This window comes from Streptomyces sp. NPDC048383 (assembly GCF_040651775.1).
Classification (GTDB): domain Bacteria; phylum Actinomycetota; class Actinomycetes; order Streptomycetales; family Streptomycetaceae; genus Streptomyces.
Map to the genome: position 1 here is coordinate 22,737 of NZ_JBEZKS010000072.1, position 14,956 is coordinate 37,692.

Annotated in this window: 12 protein-coding genes; 1 reads left to right on the forward strand and 11 read right to left on the reverse strand. The window is 73.9% G+C overall.

The window, feature by feature from the left end; all coding sequences use genetic code 11:
- Window positions 1-3: 3 nt before the first annotated feature.
- The gene (locus AB0D46_RS34130) at window positions 4-615 is read right to left on the reverse strand and encodes a response regulator transcription factor (protein WP_362883342.1); all 612 of its coding nucleotides are present in this window, start codon (window positions 613-615) and stop codon (window positions 4-6) included.
- 596 nt (window positions 616-1,211) lie between these two features.
- On the opposite strand from AB0D46_RS34130, the gene AB0D46_RS34135 reads away from it, so the two are divergent.
- A complete protein-coding gene (locus AB0D46_RS34135; RefSeq protein ID WP_362883358.1) occupies window positions 1,212-1,664 on the forward strand; it encodes an ATP-binding protein in 453 nt (150 codons plus the stop codon).
- A gap of 129 nt (window positions 1,665-1,793) precedes the next feature.
- Here the strand turns inward: AB0D46_RS34135 and AB0D46_RS34140 are convergent, their stop codons facing one another.
- From AB0D46_RS34140 to AB0D46_RS34185, 10 genes are all read right to left on the reverse strand, one after another.
- A complete protein-coding gene (locus tag AB0D46_RS34140) occupies window positions 1,794-2,639 on the reverse strand; it encodes a phosphatase PAP2 family protein (protein ID WP_362883344.1) in 846 nt (281 codons plus the stop codon).
- A gap of 62 nt (window positions 2,640-2,701) precedes the next feature.
- A complete protein-coding gene (locus tag AB0D46_RS34145) occupies window positions 2,702-3,655 on the reverse strand; it encodes a YihY/virulence factor BrkB family protein (RefSeq protein ID WP_362883346.1) in 954 nt (317 codons plus the stop codon).
- A gap of 55 nt (window positions 3,656-3,710) precedes the next feature.
- Window positions 3,711-5,585, reverse strand: coding sequence for a diacylglycerol kinase family protein (locus AB0D46_RS34150; protein WP_362883347.1), 1,875 nt, complete (start codon window positions 5,583-5,585; stop codon window positions 3,711-3,713).
- Between the two features lie 143 nt (window positions 5,586-5,728).
- Window positions 5,729-5,974 (reverse strand): hypothetical protein, encoded by a 246-nt coding sequence (locus AB0D46_RS34155; protein ID WP_362883360.1) that lies wholly within the window; start codon window positions 5,972-5,974, stop codon window positions 5,729-5,731.
- A 331-nt stretch (window positions 5,975-6,305) separates the two neighbouring features.
- Window positions 6,306-7,418, reverse strand: a complete 1,113-nt coding sequence (locus AB0D46_RS34160) for a glutamate--cysteine ligase (RefSeq protein WP_362883349.1) — start codon at window positions 7,416-7,418, stop codon at window positions 6,306-6,308.
- A gap of 158 nt (window positions 7,419-7,576) precedes the next feature.
- Window positions 7,577-9,817, reverse strand: coding sequence for a catalase (locus AB0D46_RS34165; RefSeq protein WP_362883351.1), 2,241 nt, complete (start codon window positions 9,815-9,817; stop codon window positions 7,577-7,579).
- A gap of 151 nt (window positions 9,818-9,968) precedes the next feature.
- A complete protein-coding gene (locus AB0D46_RS34170; protein ID WP_362883353.1) occupies window positions 9,969-11,153 on the reverse strand; it encodes a zinc-dependent alcohol dehydrogenase in 1,185 nt (394 codons plus the stop codon).
- Between the two features lie 141 nt (window positions 11,154-11,294).
- Entirely contained in the window at window positions 11,295-11,777 is a 483-nt protein-coding gene (locus AB0D46_RS34175; RefSeq protein ID WP_362883355.1) for an MSMEG_6728 family protein, read from the reverse strand.
- A gap of 5 nt (window positions 11,778-11,782) precedes the next feature.
- On the reverse strand, window positions 11,783-12,676 hold the full coding sequence (locus tag AB0D46_RS34180; protein WP_362883357.1) for an SDR family oxidoreductase: 894 nt from the start codon (window positions 12,674-12,676) through the stop codon (window positions 11,783-11,785).
- A 112-nt stretch (window positions 12,677-12,788) separates the two neighbouring features.
- Entirely contained in the window at window positions 12,789-14,630 is a 1,842-nt protein-coding gene (locus AB0D46_RS34185; protein WP_362883362.1) for a prolyl oligopeptidase family serine peptidase, read from the reverse strand.
- Window positions 14,631-14,956: the final 326 nt, after the last annotated feature.

Here is a 14,956-nt window from a genome sequence, read left to right on the forward strand (position 1 = left end):
GGCTCAGACCCAGCCGGCCCGGCGGGATATCCGGATGGCGTCTATCCGGTTGCGGGCGCCGGTCTTCCTCGTCACGGCGGCCATGTAGTTGCGTACGGTTCCGCTGGCCAGGTGCAGGGCGCGGGCGATCTCCGCGACCGAGTCGCCCTCGGCGGCCCGGGCCAGCACGCTGAGTTCGCGCGGGCTGAGCGGCATGGGGTCGGCCTCCATGAAGGCGGAGGCGAGGGTGGCGTCGATGAAGCGTTCTCCCGCGGCGACCTTTTCGATGGCCCGGACCAGCCGGGCGGGCGAGCCGTCCTTGTCGACGTAGCCGAGGGCCTGGGTCCGGAAGGCGCGCCGCAGCGTGCCGGGCGTGTCGGCCCGGGCGAGGACGATCAGGGGGGTGGACGAACGGGGCAGCAGGCGGGCGGCGGCGTCGGTGTCGGCGAGGAGGGCGGCCGACACCTCCGGACAGTCGAAGTCGACGATCGCCACGTCGGGTCGTAAGAACTCCGCCTGGCGCGCCGCGGCCCGCCAGCCGGAGGAGGTGACTTCGAAGTCGCTTTCGGATCTCAGCAGCGCGGCCAGGGCGGACCTCACCAGGCACACGCCGTGCAGCACCAGGACCTTGGTCATCGGGGTTCCCCTCAGGTGACGAGCGATCAGCATCAAGCGGCTGCCCAGCTACCGGCATGAGGGAACGTCACGGCGGGAGGCGTACGGGGGCGCGTGGCCGAAGTCGGGCGCTCCTCCAGTGCCACCCCCGGCGACCGGTGACCGTCCCACCTCGGAGGGTGTCCGGGAAGCGCCGTGCGGGGCCTCGGAACGGCAACATCCGGATGGGCTGATTCCGCGTGCATTCGGCGTGATCCTTGCGCCTGGTACGGGGTTCCGGGCCCCTGGCGGGAGGCCGACGGGGGGATCGGTCCGGGGTGTGGTGGCCGGCGTCGGGCCCGGCGTCGGGGCAGGTGTCGGGGCAGGTGTCGGGGCAGGTGTCGGGTTTCGGACGTCGCTCAGCGGCCACATGGGCAGGGAGCGACGGACCACGAGGAGAGGAAGCACCACCATGACGACGATGGCCCTGTTGATCGTGCCCATGGCGCTGGCCCTGCTGCTCGTCCACCGCAAGGGCGGACAGCGTGCCCGCCACCGGGCGAGCCGGTTCTGAGCGGCGTACCGACCCGTCCGGGCCGGTGCCACACACGAGTGGAAGCGAGGTGAGTGCGGTGTCCATGCGTGCGAAGGGGTGGGCGAAGTCCTTCCCGGTGCACAAGGGGGTGCGCGAGGCCCGCCGGTGGACCCAGGATCATTTGGACTCCCTGCGGTGGACGGCGGATGCCCCGGACACCGCCCACTCCGTCCTGTTGGCGGTGTCGGAACTCGTCACCAACGCGCACGTCCACGCCCACAGCAGTGCCCGACTGGTGCTGACCTGGGACGGCCAGTGCCTGCACGTCAGCGTCGCCGACAGCGACCCGAGCCTGCCCGCCCCGCGCAACGCCTCCCGGGAGGCGACCTCGGGTCGGGGGCTCGCCATCATCGACGCCCTCGCCGACGCGTGGGACGCCCATTCCTTCCACGGCGGCAAGACCATCACCGCCTGTTTCCACCCCTACGCGACGCCCGCCCCGCACGCCGGGGCCGGCCGACCGGGCCCGCACGCCGGCGGGTCGACCGGCGCGTGACGGGCCGGGCCCCCGACGGCCCGGCCCGGTGAATCCCCGCCCCGCGGCGGGGATTTCGCACGTTCACCCACCCGCGATCGTTGCCCCTCGTACGGCCGCGCAGCCGTCGCCGTCCCCCGCCCCGCGCGGTCAGCCCCTCGGAGCCTGCTCCGACCCGGGGGACGCGCCCATGGCGGGCTCGGGGTCGTCCGTGGCGATCTCGGGCTCCAGTCCCTCCCCGACAGCGGTCCGCCGGCGTCCGGCATCGGCCCGCCAGGCCTCGAAGACGAGCGTGGTGGCGGTGACCACCACGAGCCCGAGGAGCCAGCCGCCCACCACGTCGCTGACCCAGTGCACGCCGAGCGCGACCCGGGTGTAGCCGACCCCGATCACGCTCGTCACCGCCACCGCCCAGGGCAGGAACCGCCAGGCGCGCGGTACCAGCGGGAGCAGGACGAGGAGCAGGATCGCGCAGGAGACCATGGCCGTCATGGCGTGCCCGGAGGGGAAGGAGAACCCGGGCGCGTGGGAGACGGGGTCGGGCAGGTGCGGGCGGGCCCGTTCCACCACGTTCTTGGTGAGGAACCCGATGAGGGCGCCGGCCGTGGCGGTGACGGCCGCCCAGATCGCCAGCCGCCACGCGCGGCGCCGCAGCAGCCAGATCACCAGGAGCGCCACCAGCAGCCGCATGGTCACCGGGTCCCACAGCACGCCGGTGAGGAACTCCAGCACCCGCACCCGGTCCGGGTCCTCCAGGGCGGCCCGGTGGAGCCGTTCGGCGGTGTCCCGGTCGAGGCGGTACAGCGGCGACCACCGGGATTCGACGAGCACCAGCGCGAGGACGAACGGCACGCTGACCACGGCCGTCGCCACCACCGTCAGCCCGAGCCTCGCCCCGAAGGCCGCGTCGGGGCCGGATCGCCCGCTCAGGAACGAGCGGATCGCGTGGCGACGGGGGCGGGACCCGGTTCCGGGACGGGGCGGGAGCTGTGCCATGGTGAGCGACTTTCGGTCGGGAACGGCCGGTTGCGGCCTTCGGGTGGGTGGGGCGGCGGGGCTCAGACCCCGGGGTCCTTCGCGACGGGCGCGCGCACGCCGGCCCGTACGGCTTCCAGTTGGGCGGAGAAGGCGAGGCCGAGGAACAGGGCCATCGAGGTCAGGTAGGACCACAGCAGCAGCGCGACGAGCGCACTGAGCGGCCCGTACACGCTGGTGAAGGTGCTGCTGGCGCCCACGTACAGGCTGAGTGCCCAGGTCGCGGTGATCCACAGCAGCAGGTAGACGACGGCGCCGAAGGCGAGCCAGGTGTAGCCCGGCTGGTCGCGGCGGGGGGCGAGGCGGAAGATCGCGCTGGTGGCGAGTACGGCCAGCAGGACGCCGACCGGCCAGCGCAGGATGTCCCAGGCGCGGATGGTGTCCGGGCCGAGGTGGTAGACCTCGGCGAAGGAGTGGGTGAGGTCCGCGCCGAGGACGGTGAGGACGAAGCTGAGGCCGAGGGGCAGGCCCGCGAGGAACGCCATGACGACGCCGCGGGCGTACTTGCGCAGGAAGGGCCGGTCGCGCTCGTTGCCGTATATCCGGTTGGCGCCGCGCTCGACCTGGCACAGGCTCGTGGTGACGTTGACCAGGGAGAACAGCAGGCCCAGCCAGAGCGCGACCTGGCCTCCGTCGCCGGCGTGCCGGCGGCTCTCGCGCAACGCCTCGTCGACCACCTCCCGGCTGGGGCCGCTGGTGATCCGTCCGATGGTGAGTTCGGCGACGCGACCGATGTCCTCGGTGTGCAGGACGCTGGACAGGCCGATGGCGGCGATGGACAGCGGCACGATGGACAGGACCGTCTGGAGGGCCAGGGCGCGGGAGTGGCTGAACCCGTCGGCGTAGCGGAAGCGGACGAAGGAGTCACGGGCCAGGCTCCAGCCCCCGTAGCGGCGCAGGGCGGCCCAGGCTTCGTCCCCGGACAGCTCCTCGCCCACTACGTCACGTCTTTGCGGTACCTGGGTCGCGGTTCCCATCGGCTTCCTGATTCTGTGTGGTCCCGGCGCGCGGTGCGGCGGGGCGGGGGTGGGTTCAGTGGTGGGCGGGGCGGGGACGCGCGTGCTCGTCGCCGTGCTCGTCGTGGTACTCGTGCGTGTCGGACACCGGGTGCTGCGGGTGCGCCGCGTGCGTCGCGCGATCGCGCGGAGCGCCGCCCGGGGCCCTGGGCAGCCGGATCCGCAGGGCGCCCGGTTCCACCTCGGCGAGCAGGTGGGAACCGTCCGCCATGGTGTCGCCGTCGACCTCCCGGGGTTGCGCTCCGGTGAATCGGATCTCGATCCGGCGGGCGGTGAAGTACTCCAGGGACCCGCCCGCCACCCTGCGGCCGCCGGCCTGCGCGGGGGCGGGGCCGTCCGGCGCGGGAGCGCCCTTGCGCACGACCCGGGAGACCAGGTGACCGGCCGCGGCGAGCCAGCCCGCCGCGCCGTGGGGGTCGAAGAGCACGAGTTCCAGCCGTCCGCTGTCCGGCCGCGCCCGGGGCAGGAGTTCGAGGCCGCCCTGGAGTGCGCCGACGTTGCCGACGACGACCATCCGGGCCCGCCGGCGGCGCACCCGGCCGCCGTCCAGCCGTACGGTCAACCGCATGCCGGGGTCCGCGAGGTGGCGGGCGCCGGACAGGACGTACGCGGCCCACCCCAGGCGGGCCTTGAGGGCGGGCGAGGTGTCGCGGACGGTTGCGGCGTCGAAGCCGGCGCCCGTCATCACCGTGAACCGCGTCGACGGGAGACCGTCGCCGCACACGCTCCCCACGTCGATCGGGAAGTCCTCGCCGGTCAGGGCCTCTTCCAGGGCGGCGCGCGGGTCCAGCGGGAGGTCCAGGTTGCGGGCGAGGAGGTTGCCCGTCCCGCAGGGCACCAGCGCCAGCGGGATGCCGGTGCCCGCCAGGACGTCGGCGCAGGCACGGACCGTACCGTCCCCGCCGCAGGCGACGACGAGGTCCACTCCGGGCTCCGCGCACTCCTCGGGCAGCGTCCCGCCGGGTCGTTCGACCGAGGTGTGGGTCCACCGCTGCTCGGTCCACCCGTGGTCGTGGAGGCTGATCCGTACCTGTTCGGCCAGTTCGTCGGGGCACCCGAGCGGATGCCGGACCACGACGACCGTCCGGCCCGGACGCCCGTCGGCCTCCGCATCCGGGCGGACGGCGCCGCCCCGGGCGGCGGGGACGGCGGGGGCGGGGGCATGCGGGCGGCCCCGGTCGGGTACGTCCGGCAGGACCGTGTCCGCGCCTTCCTGCGGTTCGCCGTCGGTGTCGCGGGTGCGGCCGGCCAGGAACACCGCGCCGATGACGAGCAGCGTGGCGAAGCCATTGATGAGGCCGCCCGCCACATCGGACGGGTGGTGCATGCCCCGGTACATCCGGGACACTCCGACCGCCGGCGCGACGAGGATCAGGAACGCCGTCGCGACGTACCGCCACGGCCCGCGGAGCCGGGTCCACGCCAGCACCGCGAGCCCGCCGTACAGGGCGACGGAGGCACCGACGTGACCCGAGGGGAAGCTCGACGTGGGGGGCGCGCCGTCCAGGCGGGGCACGTCGGGGCGGGGGCGTTCCACGCACATCGTCACGGCCAGGAAGACCGCCGACTGGACGGCGACCGACGCGCCCAGGAAGACCGCGTCGGCCCAGCGCGGGGTGCCGGGCAACACCAACAGGGCGACGATGCAGAGCAGCGTGACCCCGATGATCACCTCCGTGGAGGCCATGACCGACAGCCACTCCGTCACGGTGTTCGCCCACGGGTTGCGGTGCGCGGCGAAGCCGTCCGTCACGCGGTCCTCCGCCGACAGCAGTCGGGCCGCCGGCGCTCCGGTCACGAACAGGCCCAGCGCCACCATCGCGGCGAACTGGGCCGGTACGAGCCACAGGAACCGTGCGCGTCTCGCGGCCGTGCCGCTATCCGTCGTCATGGCAGCCTTGTTGCCCGTGACGGCCCGTTGATGCGCCGTCGATCCCGCCGACCGCCGCCGACCGGCCCCCCGTGGTGGTGACCGTCGTCACAGCGTGGTGGGGCCCGGCCGCGCGGCGCAGCGGGCCGCGGGGCGGGCCCCGCTCAGCCTTCCGAACGGGGTCCCGGCAGCGGAGCGGGGGCTTCGGCTCCGCCGCCGGCCCGGATCCGGGCCAGGGCCTCCTCGTGGAGGGACGCCAGGCCGCCCTCCGGAAGCAGGACGGGACTGCCGGTGAGGGTGTACCACTCCCAAGCCCCGGTGTACTGGACGGTCAGGACGGCGCGGCCGGCGCCGTCGTCCTCGGTGGCGAGGGTCAGGTCGCCGGTGATGACGCCGACCTCGTCGGTCATCGCGCCGCCGGGCCCCGCGGTGGCGAAGCCGACCAGGCGCACGCCCGCGTCCGGCTGGGTCCAGGGAGTGGTCACGGGCCGCGTCTCGTCCTGCTGCTGTTGTCCGGTCATGTCCTACCGCATGCCCAGTTTCCGGAGGGGTGAGCGCCTCCGGCCGGGTGAGAGCGCGCCTGGTGCTGTGACCGGAAAGGTTTACCGGGTCGCGGTGTTCGGTGCGGTGCGTCGCCAGGCGGAGGGCCGCGGCTCGTACTGGACGTACTTCCGTGGTCCGACAACGCGGCGAGGTGCCGTGCCGGGCGCCGCGACCCGGTGGACCCTTCCGGTCCCAGCACTAGCTCGTCGTCAGGAGTGCGCACCGGGTGACGACCTGGGCGAGGTCGCCCCCGTCGCGCAGGAGTTGGCGCTGGACGCGGGCGCCGTTGCCCTGTTCGTGCAGGCGCGCGATCCCCTCGCGCACCCGTTCGTCGTCACCGTGGTCGACCAGCGCTTCCCGTACGTGCTGGTGGAGGGCGTCGAGCACCTCGGCGGCGGGTGCCTCCCGCATGGTCTGCGGGTGCAGCAGGGGGCCGTCCAGACCGGAGCGGCCGGCCCGCCAGGAGGCGAGGCGCAGCAGGCTGGTCCCTATCCGGGCCGGCGGTTCGCCGTCGCGCCAGGCGCGGGCGGCGGTCTCCACGAGGCCCCGGATCAGCGCGGCCAGCAGGACGGGGGTCGTCGCGTGCAGGCACACGTCCGCGACCCGCACCTCGACCGTCGGGTAGTTCGCGGCCAGCCGCGCGTCGTAGTAGACCATCCCCTCGTCCCGCAGCACCCCGGTTCCGATCATGCTCCGGATCTGCTCGTGGTAGCGGTCGGCGGAGCCGAAGACGTCCACCGGTCCCGCCGAGGGCCAGCGGTTCCACACCCGGCTGCGGTAGCTGCCGTACCCGCTGTCCTCGCCCTGCCAGAACGGTGAGTTGGCGCTCATCGCGGTGAGCACGGCCAACCACGGACGGATCCGGTCCAGGACGGCGACGCCCTCCTCGTCCGATTCCACCGACACGTGGACGTGCATCCCGCACGTCAGCTGTTCCTGCGCCGTCAGCCCGAACTGTTCGCCCAGCCACTCGTACCGCTTGCCCGCGTTCATCGACGGCCGCACGGCCAGCGGGGAGGTCGCGACGGCGGCCACCACGGCTCCGGCGTCCGCCGCGTGGCGGGCCGCCTCGCCGCGGATGCGGGTGATCTCGTCCTGGAGTTCGCCCATCTCCGTCACCGGCTTGGTGGCGAACTCCAGCTGCTCCTTCTGGAGCTCCTTCTCGAACTCGTGCGCCTTCTCGCCGGCTCCGCCCGGCTGCTGCCACGCCAGCCGGTCCGCGGCGGCCAGCACGGCCCCCGAGACGGCGAGGGGCGCACCCGTCCGCTCATCGACCAACAGAAGTTCCTCTTCCACACCCACGCTGCGCATTGCCGCCACCCGAAGTCGCCCGTCACGTCCTCCTCCGCATGCCCGGCCCGCCCCCACCCATGTGCGGTCGGCCGTGGTGGGGAAAAACCCGAGGTCGGTCCGGCCCGGCAGCACGGGCAGGACCGACCTCGGGTCGGGTGGTTCGGCGTACGGACCGGTCAGAGGGCGGGCGGGAACCTGTCCCAGGCCCGGTGTCCACCCAGCGCCCGCACGGCCGTCGCCACCGCCTCCGGACCGCTGTCGGCCAGGGCGATACCGGGCCCGTCGGGGGCGATGCCGACGGCTTCGAAGAGCGCGGAGGCGTCGTTCCAACCGCCGACGGCCTTGCCGTGCCGGTAGGCCTCGGTGAGCAGCAGCAGGACGCGGGGGTCGGTTGCCGGCCGTGCGGGGTCCCCGGCCTTCGCGTCCCGTGCCCCGCGGGCGTCGGAGGCCGGTGCGGGTGCGCCGGCGAACAGCAGGGCGTCGAACTCGACGGACCGGGCGGTGGCGAACGTCCGCTGGACGGCCACGGGATCGCCGTCCGAGCCGAGCGTGCCGCCGGTCGGCGCGATCACGAGCGGCACCATGCCCCCGTCGAGCACGGCCTGCCGGGCGGCGCGGACGCCCTCCGGGTCGGCGCCCCCGTCGGCGACGATCCCGATCACCCGGCCGTCCGTCGGCCAGGTCCCGCCCAGCTGGGACAGGGCCGGGCTGGGGTCCCCCGTGCCGAGGGGCACCGTGGCCTCCGGCGCCGGCAGGCCCAGCCCGGCGGCGACCTCTGCGCAGAGCTGCGGGTCGATGTTGGCGAGCACCTTGAGGGTGCGCTCCTTGATCGCCGGCTCGAAGCACTTGTTCAGCTCGAAGGTGTAGGCGGCGATGATGTGTTCGCGTTCCGCCGGGGTCATGCTCAGCCAGAAGATCCGGGGTTGGGTGAAGTGGTCGGAGAAGGAGGCGGGCGCCTCGCGGACCTTGCTCGCGGCGGGCACCTTGACGGGCGTCTCGATGAAGGCGCCCGTGTCGGCGCCGGAGAGGAAGGGACAGCCACCGTCCAGGCTGTTGGGTCGGTACGGCGCCACTCCGGTGTGGACGGCGCTCTGGTGCATGCCGTCGCGGAGCATGTCGTTGACGGGGGCGTGCGGCCGGTTGATGGGGAGCTGCCCGAAGTTCGGTCCGCCGAGCCGGCTGATCTGGGTGTCGAGGTAGGAGAAGAGGCGGCCCGCGAGCAGCGGGTCGTCGGTGACGTCGATGCCGGGGACCAGGTGGCCGGGGTGGAAGGCGACCTGTTCGGTTTCGGCGAAGTAGTTCTTGGTGTTGGCGTTCAGGGTCATCAGCCCGATGGGTTGGACGGGGGCCAACTCCTCCGGGACGATCTTGGTGGGATCGAGCAGGTCGATCCCCTCGAACATCTGGTCCGGGGTGTCGGGGAAGACCTGGATGCCCAGCTCCCACTGCGGGAAGGCGCCGGACTCGATGGCGTCGAAGAGGTCCCGTCGGTGGAAGTCCGGGTCCATGCCGTTGATCAGCTGGGCCTCCTCCCAGACGAGGGAGTGCACGCCGAGCTTCGGCTTCCAGTGGAACTTCACCAGCGCGGTGTCCCCGGCGGTGTTGACCAGCCGGAAGGTGTGGACCCCGAAGCCCTCCATCATCCGGTATGACCGCGGGATGCCCCGGTCGGACATGTTCCACAGGGTGTGGTGGGTGGCCTCGGTGTGCAGGGACACGAAGTCCCAGAAGGTGTCGTGGGCGCTCTGTGCCTGCGGGATCTCGCGGTCGGGGTGCGGCTTGCCCGCGTGGATGACGTCGGGGAACTTGATGGCGTCCTGGATGAAGAAGACCGGGATGTTGTTCCCGACGAGGTCGAAGGTGCCCTCGTCGGTGTAGAACTTGGTCGCGAAGCCGCGGGTGTCGCGCACGGTGTCCGCGGAGCCCCGGGACCCGAGGACGGTGGAGAAGCGGACGAACACCGGGGTCTCCACGTCCTTCGCGAGGAACGCGGCCTTGCTCACCTCGCCGGCGGTGCCGTACCCCTGGAACACCCCGTGCGCGGCGGCGCCGCGGGCGTGCACCACCCGCTCCGGGATCCGCTCGTGGTCGAAGTGCGTGATCTTCTCGCGCAGGTGGTGGTCCTGGAGCAGGACCGGGCCGCGCGCTCCCGCCTTCAGCGAGTGGTCGCTGTCGGGGAGCCGCGTCCCCTGCGCCGTCGTCAGGTGGGCGCCGCTCTGCGCCCTGCGGGCCTGGTCCGCACCGGTGGCCTGCCCGGTCGGGCTCACGGTCTCGGGACCGGTCTGGTCCGGCTTCGGGGGAAGGGGCTCGGCGGGTCGCGTGGGCTCGGCCACGGTCGGGGACACCGGCCCCGGCTTCCCCGGCACGCCGCCGTCTTCGCCGGCGTCGCGGTTCGGCTCGGAATTCTTGCTGGTCATCGTCTACTCCAACGGGACGTCATGGTGGACGCGCTCCGGCCGTGGCCGATGCGCGTCCAAGGGGGTACGTCTGTCTGCCTCTGCGGGTATGCGTGTTGCGTGTTGCGTGTTGCGTGTTGTGCAAGGACCTACGCCTGCATCCGCGCCTGCGTCAGGGAGCGAAGAGCACCTTCACGGCGCCGTCCCGCTTCTTCTGGAACATCTCGTAGGCGTCCGGGGCCTCCTCCAGCGGCATCCGGTGCGTGGCGAAGTCGTCCACGCCGAGCGGATCGCCGTCGGTGAGCAGGGGGAGGATGTCGCCGACCCAGCGGTGGACGTTGGCCTGTCCCATGCGGAGTTGCAGCTGCTTGTCGAACATGGTGAGCAGGGGCAGCGGGTCGGCCGCGCCGCCGTACACCCCGGACACGGAGATGGTGCCGCCGCGGCGGACGAGGTCGATCGCCGTGTGGAGCGCGGAGAGCCGGTCGACCCCGACGCGCTTCATGAGGGCGCCGGCCAGGGCATCCGGCAGGTGGGTGGTCATGTCCACGGCCGCCGCCGCGATCCGGCTGCCGTGCGCCTCCATCCCCACGGCGTCGATGACGGCGTCCGGGCCCCGGCCGCCGGTGAGCGCGCGGACGGCGTCGGTCAGGTCGTCGCCGCATTCCCGGAGGTCCAGGGTGTGCGCACCGCGCCGGCGGGCCCGCTCCAGTCGTTCGGGGACGAGGTCGATGCCGATGACCGTGCCGGCTCCCCGGTGCGCGGCGATGCGGCAGCTCATGTCGCCGATGGGTCCGAGGCCCAGTACGGCGACGCTGCCGCCGGGCGGGACAGCGGCGTACTCGACGGCCTGCCACGCCGTGGGCAGGACGTCGGACAGGTAGACGAAGCGGTCGTCCGGCGGTCCCTCGGGGACCGGGACGGGAAGGGTGTTGCCGAAGGGGACGCGCAGGTACTGGGCCTGGCCGCCCGGGACTTGGCCGTAGAGCTTGGTGTACCCGAAGAGCGAGGCTCCGGTGCCGTGCTCGTGGACCTGCGTGGTCTCGCACTGCGAGTGCAGGCCCCGGTCGCACATGAAGCACGTGCCGCACGAGACGTTGAAGGGGATCACGACCCGGTCGCCCGGCTTCACGGCCGTGACGGCGGGGCCGACCTCCTCCACGATGCCCATGGGTTCGTGGCCCAGGATGTCACCGGGGTCGAGGAACGCGCCGAGCACCTCGTAGAGGTGCAGGTCCGATCCGCAGAGCCCGGTCGTCGTCACCCGGACGATGATGTCGTCGGCCTCGCGCAGGGTGGGATCGGGGACGGTGTCCACGCGTACGTCCCGCTTGCCGTGCCATGCAAGTGCCCTCATCACGTCTCCTGGTCGACCGTTGCGCCCCGGGTTGGTACCTCTTGTTCCCGCGCCTGCCCCTCGCGCCGCTGCCGAACCAGGACCCGGCAACTTTTCCACCCGTCGCACGCGGCGGCCCCGCCCATCGGGGGCGCGCGCCGGTCAGGGTCGGGGCGTCCGCGGGTCCCGATCGGAGGCGGGCCACACGTAGGGCAGGTCGTCCGGGACGTCGGGGAAGCGGTCCCGGTAGAAGTCCGGGTCCTTGCGGATCAGCGCGGACCGGTGGCTGCGGTGGAACTCCGGTGTCCCCAGCCACGGGGGCAGGTCGGCGTCCAGCGCCAGCTGCTCCTGCGGGCGTACGGCGCCGCCCGGCAGCCACGCCCGGAAGTCCCGGACGAGGGTGGCGGCGCAGGTGTCGGCGCGGCCTTCGTCCGTCCACGCCCGGCAGACGTCGAGCCCGTACCGGACGAGCGCCTCCTCGTAGCCGACCCACATCCGCACCGCGGGGTGATGGCGCCAGCCGTACCCGGGGACGATCAGGCCGCGCAGCACCTGTACGGCCTCGACCCGCTGTTTGCCGAGCCGTCGCACGTCCAGCGCGACCGCCGAGCCCTCGAACGAGGGGAAGGGCAGGAACGTCTGCACGGCCCCTACCCCGCGCGCCGGGCGGACTCCCGGTCCGCGCGGCCCCCGGCGCCCAGCAAGCCCGTGGCCTCGAACGGCGCCGACCGTTCGAGCCGGGGCAGTTCGTGGCGGGCCACGCGCGTCACGATCGGCGGGAGCAGGGCCCTCACCGGTTGGACGGCGCGCAGCCACCCGGGTACGTAGACGGCCGCGGCGCGGCGCTCGACGGCGGCGACCAGGCGCGCGGCGACGTACTCGGCCGGGTAGATCCTGCGGGCCGGCCGGGGCATGTGGGCGCGCAGTTCGTGCAGGACGGCGTGCTGCTCGGCGTCGCGGATCATGTCGGTGTCGATCCAGTTGACGTAGGCGATGCCCACGCCCACCCCCTGGTGGGCGAGTTCGGCGCGCAGGGCGTGCGCGAAGGACTCGGCGCCGGCCTTGGACGCGCAGTAGGCACTCATCAGGGGGGAGGTGCCCATGGCGGCCAACGAGGTGATCTGGAGGAAGTGGCCGCCGGTGGCCAGCAGCGCGGGGAGGAAGCAGCGGGCGGTGACGGCGCTGCCGACCAGGTTGACCTCGATGACGCGGCGCCAGCTGTCGGGGTCGGACGTGGCGAACGGTCCGCCTTCGGCGACGCCCGCGTTCGCGACGACGACGGACGGGGGTCCGAGACGGGCTCCGATCGACGCGGCGGTGGCCGCCATCGCCGCGTCGTCGGTGACGTCGGCCTCCCAGCAGTCGGCGTCGTTGCGCAGCGTGTCGGCGACCTCGGCCATGCGTCCCGCTTCCAGTCCCAGCAGGGCCACCCGCGCGCCCCGCCGATCGAGTTCACGGGCCGTGGCGGCTCCCAGCCCCCGAGCGGCGCCGGTCACGACGGCGACGCGCCCGTTCAGGGGAGTGCGACGGGTGGAGTGCGCCATGGGTCCTCCCGGGGGGCTGAGGTACTGCCGGTGCTCTCGCTCCGCCGGCGCCTGCCCCCGCCCGGGCCTCCCCAACCCCCGACCGGCCGCGGAACCGGTGCGCTCGGCGAGGTCAGGGCGTCGCACCGGCGCCCAGGTGCCGTTCCAGCCAGCCCGCGGCGGCGCGGCGGTAGGTGCGGCGGTTGTCCGCGCGCAGGAACTCGTGGCCCTCGTTGCGCAGCACCAGCAGTTCGGCCGCTAGGCCCCGCTCCCGGGCCGCCCGGACGAACTGCTCGGATTCGATCAGCGGGACGTTGGTGTCGTGCTCCCCGTGGACCGCGAGGACGGGGGCCCGCAGCTGGTGGACGAGGCTCATCGGGGAGAGGTCCCGCAGCAGGTCCCGGTCGTGTTCGGGGTGGCCGTACTTGGCGGCCGCGGACCGGGCGATCCACGGTTCCGTGCCGGCGAAGAACGTGGCGAAGTCCGACATCCCGCAGACGGCGACGCCGGTGCGGAACAGCTCGGGGTGGCGGACCAGCGAGGCCATGGTGAGGTACCCGCCGTACGAGCGGCCCATGACGCCCAGCCGCATCGGGTCGGCCCAGCCGAGCGAGACGACGTGTGCGGCGCAGTCGGCGACGTCGTCCATGGCCGCGAACCGGCCCGCGCCGAGGTCCGCGTCGACGAAGGAGCGTCCCCAGCCGGACGAACCGCGGACGTCGGGGGCGAAGACGTCCAGGCCGCGGCCGAGGAGCTCGTGGTAAAGCGGGTTGAACACCGGGCGTTCCTGTTCCTCCGGCCCGCCGTGCAGGTGGATCACGCACGGTCCGGGCCGGCCCGGGTCGCGCTCCGGGGACCGGTGGTACCAGCCTCCCAGCATCAGTCCGTCACGGGCCCGGCAGCGCAGCGGTACGGGGCGTACGGGGGGCCGGCCGGGCGGGGCCGCGTCCTCGTCGCGCGCCGACCAGGGGGTGCGCAGGGGGGTGGCGCCGGCGTCCAGTTCCCAGATGCCCGGGCGCCGCACGGAGCCCGACAGGGCCGCGAACACGGCGCCGCGGCCGGCGGCTGCCAGCCGGGTCACCACCTCGTGGGGCAGGTCCGGGCGCAGCAGGTGCGGGTCGATGTCGCCCTGCCCGTCGGGGGCGTCCGGGACGGGCAGGACGACGCCCTCCAACTCGCCGGCGCCGTGGACGTTCCACACGAGCAGGGCCCACCGTCCGTGGTCGGGGACGGCCAGCAGGTCGAGGGCGGACTCCTCGCGCGCCGCCGCGACGAATACGTCCCGGCCCGCGCCGTCCTCGTCGACCCGGACCTTCAGCAGGGCGGCGTGCTCCCGTTCCGCGTCGCTGCGCAGCCACAGGGTGCGGGCGTCGGGCGAGAAGCGGCCGATCCAGGGGTCCCCGTCGGCGACGCGCAGGGCGAAGGTGGTGCGGCCGGACGTCGTGTCGAGGACGAGGGCCTCGCGGTGGCCGCGCGGGCCGCGCCGCAGCAGCGCGAACCGGCCGTCGGCGCTCAGGTCGCAGACGCGCAGCGAGGCGGCTCCGGCCTCGGCGAACAGCAGGGCCGGGGCGTTCGTACCGTCCGGGTCGATGAGGTAGGCGGCCAGGGCGCCGCCGTCGGACGACCGGGCGAGGGTGACGGCGAGGGCGGAGCCGTCGCGGCTCCAGCACCCGAGGTGCGCGGAGCCGCCGGTCTCCGCGCCGGCGAGGACGCGGCGGCCGGTGCCGTCGGGGCGCACCACCAGGACCCGGGTGTGTTCACCGCCCCCGGGGGCGCTGGTGTACGCGATCCACCGTCCGTCGGGGGACCACGCGACCTCGGTCACCGGGTCGGGGCCGGCGTCGAGGACGTGCGCCTCGGCGCTGCGGGCGGGCCCGCTCCACAGCTGCGGCACCCCGGCGCGGTCGCAGATGAACGCGACGTGGTCGCCGGTGGGGTCGGCCGACGGGTACCAGCAGCCGTGCGCGGTGAGCAGCGTCGGCGGGTCGCCGTGGTGGTCGTCCGGTACCTGTACGGGCGCGGGCGCCGGTACGAGGACCGCCGGCGCGGTAGCCGCCGGCGGTTCCCGTACGGGGGTCTGCACCACGGGCACCACGGGCGCCGCGGGCACCACGGGTTCCTCAGGCGCCACGGGTTCCCCGGGCCCGTCCGGCACGCCCGGGTCGGTGGTGGGTCGTGTGCGCTCCAAGGGCATGGTCGCCTTTCCGTCAGGGGTTCCGGCGCGGTCCGGCGAGGAGTTCGCGGTCGCGGCCCAGGTAGGCGGGCGGCTCGATCGAGTGGACCATCAGGTCCCAGCCGGCC

Coding starts and splice junctions, on each gene's coding strand:
- AB0D46_RS34130 (WP_362883342.1), bottom strand. CDS start 615: ATGACCAAGGTCCTGGTGCTGCACGGCGTGTGCCTGGTGAGGTCCGCC.
- AB0D46_RS34135 (WP_362883358.1), top strand. CDS start 1,212: ATGCGTGCGAAGGGGTGGGCGAAGTCCTTCCCGGTGCACAAGGGGGTG.
- AB0D46_RS34140 (WP_362883344.1), bottom strand. CDS start 2,639: ATGGCACAGCTCCCGCCCCGTCCCGGAACCGGGTCCCGCCCCCGTCGC.
- AB0D46_RS34145 (WP_362883346.1), bottom strand. CDS start 3,655: ATGGGAACCGCGACCCAGGTACCGCAAAGACGTGACGTAGTGGGCGAG.
- AB0D46_RS34150 (WP_362883347.1), bottom strand. CDS start 5,585: ATGACGACGGATAGCGGCACGGCCGCGAGACGCGCACGGTTCCTGTGG.
- AB0D46_RS34155 (WP_362883360.1), bottom strand. CDS start 5,974: ATGACCGACGAGGTCGGCGTCATCACCGGCGACCTGACCCTCGCCACC.
- AB0D46_RS34160 (WP_362883349.1), bottom strand. CDS start 7,418: ATGCGCAGCGTGGGTGTGGAAGAGGAACTTCTGTTGGTCGATGAGCGG.
- AB0D46_RS34165 (WP_362883351.1), bottom strand. CDS start 9,817: ATGACCAGCAAGAATTCCGAGCCGAACCGCGACGCCGGCGAAGACGGC.
- AB0D46_RS34170 (WP_362883353.1), bottom strand. CDS start 11,153: ATGAGGGCACTTGCATGGCACGGCAAGCGGGACGTACGCGTGGACACC.
- AB0D46_RS34180 (WP_362883357.1), bottom strand. CDS start 12,676: ATGGCGCACTCCACCCGTCGCACTCCCCTGAACGGGCGCGTCGCCGTC.